At 37.5% G+C, this 3,150-nt stretch carries 2 protein-coding genes; both read left to right on the top strand.

Going from position 1 to position 3,150, the window contains the following annotated elements; all coding sequences use genetic code 11:
- Nucleotides 1–361: 361 nt before the first annotated feature.
- The gene (locus tag FRY97_RS21625; RefSeq protein ID WP_170254828.1) at nt 362–2,665 is read left to right on the top strand and encodes a TonB-dependent receptor; all 2,304 of its coding nucleotides are present in this window, start codon (nt 362–364) and stop codon (nt 2,663–2,665) included.
- A gap of 1 nt (nt 2,666) precedes the next feature.
- On the top strand, nt 2,667–3,150 hold a 484-nt coding region (locus FRY97_RS21620; protein ID WP_170254826.1), incomplete at its 3' end, for a DUF4249 family protein.

The following is a 3,150-nucleotide window of genomic DNA, read 5'->3' as shown; positions in this document are numbered from 1 at the left end:
TCTCACTGGGTGACCAAAGGCCAAAAGAGGTCTACGAGCAGGCTCTAAGGCAAGCTACGTAAGTGTGTTTACGCACAAAATTAACACCCTTGATTTTTGGCCTGCAAAAGGGCCAAATCAAGGTCATTAATTTGTGGAAAACACAGCACTGTTTTTCAAACTAAAAAAACTAAATTTAGCTGTCCTAAGGATTGGGGTAAGTTCAATTGATTTTGTTATCAAAGAAAGATGATTTTTTTAAATATGCAGGTCAACATAAAGTTGACCTGCTTTTTCGTTCGCTCATGCTCCCTTGATGCTGATTTTGGTTCGGCCGTACGTTCCGGCGCAAAAGGAACATGAGTGTTTTCGTTATACAGAAATGAAAAGAATAAACAGCGTAGTCATACTATTATTGTTTTTTGTCGGTGCATATGGGCAAATTACTGTACGTGGTTTTATCAAAGATGCCAGTACAAAAGAACCCCTTGTCGGTGCAAATATTTTTGATGCAGCTACTCAAAATGGAACAACATCCAATCACGTAGGTTATTTCATTTATGATGGTAGCAAGGCTCAAAACACCGATATTACCGTTTCCTATGTTGGATATGAACAGCAGCTAATTACTATTACTGCTGCGGCTGATACTTTAATAACGATTGAACTAATGCCTCTTTCTCTTGAAGAAATTGTAGTACGGGCTGAAAATGAAAAGCCATTTGATACCCCCGTGGGGCTGGTCAACATATCCATAAAAGAATTGGAAAAAATCCCTCAGTTTTTTGGCGAGAAAGACATCTTGAAATCATTGCAGACATTACCGGGTATCAGCAATAGTGTGGAGGGGACATCGGGCTTGGTTGTCAGAGGCGGCTCTGTTGACCAGAACCTCATACTTTTCGACGAAGCCACAGTTTATAATCCAAATCATTTGCTGGGTTTTGTTTCTGTGGTTAATTCCGATGCATTAAAAGACCTGAAAATGTATAAAGGAGGTTTCCCTGCCCAGTATGGCGGTCGGCTTTCATCTGTTCTGGACCTGACGATGAAAGAGGGAGACAAAAACGAAAGCCACCAAAAATTCAGCTTGGGCGTCATTAGTTCTAAACTATTTTTTGAAGGTCCGATAAAAAAAGAGAAGAGTTCCTATTTTTTATCTGCGAGGTCATCGTATTTAGGGCTTCTCCTTTTGCCGCAAAAATGGAGTTTTAACAACGGAAATTCGGAAAATTTCTTTAATTATTGGCTTTATGATTTGAATGGAAAATTAAGTTTTGATTTGAAAAAAAATGCCAAATTGCAAATCAGTTACTATAGGAGTTTTGACAAATGGAAAGCTGTAGAAGGTTCGCAGGAAAGGCCCAATATCGGAATTTTGACATGGATGAACAACCTTGCATCAGTACGATATTCACGCCCGATTAAAGACCGATTGTTTTCCAATTTACTTTTCGGTTATTCATCCTTCAAACTTGAAACATCACAAAATAGTCCAGATGTAAAAACAAAGTTATCCTCAGGCATAAATGATTTTTTTTTCAAAGGATATTTAAGTACTTCTATCAATTCCGTATTCGATATACGGTTCGGGCTCCAATCAATTTTCCATCATTTCACTCCTGTTTCCATATCAAGTAGCTTAAGCCGTGATGATATATTGAATACGGCAAACGGATTTGAAACAGCAGTATTTGTTGAAAACAAAGTTACGTTAGGAAAGCGGCTAAGTGTAAACGGTGGACTAAGGTATTCGGTTTATGCAGCAACTGATAATTTCCATTTATTACCAGAGCCCCGTCTTTCGTTTCAATATGAACTTAGCAGAAGAACTTCCATCGAATTTGCTTATGCTAAAATGAGGCAATTCATTCATTTGCTAAGCAACGGCAGCTCTGGTTTGCCAAATGATGTCTGGGTTCCGGTCACAAAGAAAATACCTCCCGGCGCAGCAGACCATTTTTCAATTGCACTTGACAACTCGTTTATCCATTTGGATTGGTCTGTTGAAGTATTTTATAAGCGTTCCCAAAATTTAGCGGACTACCGCTCTGGGGGCAGTTTTCTTTTCTCTTTTGAGAACAACTGGGAAGATTTAATAGAGACTGGCGGAAAAGGCGAGGGATATGGTGCTGAGTTGTTCTTAAAAAAAAGCAAAGGAAAGTGGAATGGCTGGCTGGGCTATTCCCTTTCATGGCATAATCAAAAATTTGATGCTTTCAATCAAGGCAATTGGTATCCCTTCAAATACGACAGAAGGCACGAATTGGAACTAAATTGTAATTATTCTTTTGGGGAACAAAAAAATAAGCAATTGGCATTTTCCTGGATTTTTCAGTCTGGCATTGCAATAACAACCCCTGTTGCTTATTATCTTAATGCCAATGAAGAATTAGTGCCGTTATATACTGAAAAAAACAATAATCGAGCCCCCAATTACCATCGGTTAGACATTTCTTATGCTACCTCAAAAACCAGCAAAAAAGGAAATCTGAGAACTTGGAACTTCGGTTTATATAATGCCTATAATAGAAAAAACCCCTTTTTTATTTCTTTTAAGAATTATCCAATCCATGAAAATCCAACTGATTTTCAAAGCCCTGTCATTGGTCAGAATAATTTCACCGAGCAGGATACATTTTTACCCATTTTACCTTACATTTCTTACGAAATCAATTTCAAATAATATGAGGCATTTTATTTTCTATCTATTCCTGATTATTTTGACAAGCTCTTGCTCTAAAGAAATCAATTATGAACTAGACTTTGAGGGGGAAAGGATTGTAGTCAATTCTTTTTTTTCCTCCAATAACGGCTTTGCTGGAAGTGTTTCCAAAACTGTTTCACCAACAGGAGAAACAATCTACGAAAATCTAAAATTAGACAATGCTTTGTTTGTAGTTTTTGAAAACGGAAGCCCCTTCGACACCTTGCAGTTTTTAGGTGATGGATGGTATGAAGGAAGAAAGCATCCTTCTCATGGCAGGCAATATGACATTGCAGTTTCAAAATCAGGTTTAGAAACTGCAACTTCTTCCTTCCAAATATTACCCAAAGAATTTGAAATTGAAATCATGAACGTAAGAAGAAATAATATTGCTCCGCTAAACAAAGGCTTTCCAACCATGGATTTTGAATTGTTGATTAAAGACAACGGATTAGAAAAAAATT

Source organism: Phaeodactylibacter luteus (assembly GCF_007993045.1).
GTDB classification, from domain to species: domain Bacteria; phylum Bacteroidota; class Bacteroidia; order Chitinophagales; family Saprospiraceae; genus Phaeodactylibacter; species Phaeodactylibacter luteus.
The sequence above is the reverse complement of the archived record's forward strand: the minus strand, read 5'-3'. Positions and strand labels throughout refer to the sequence as shown.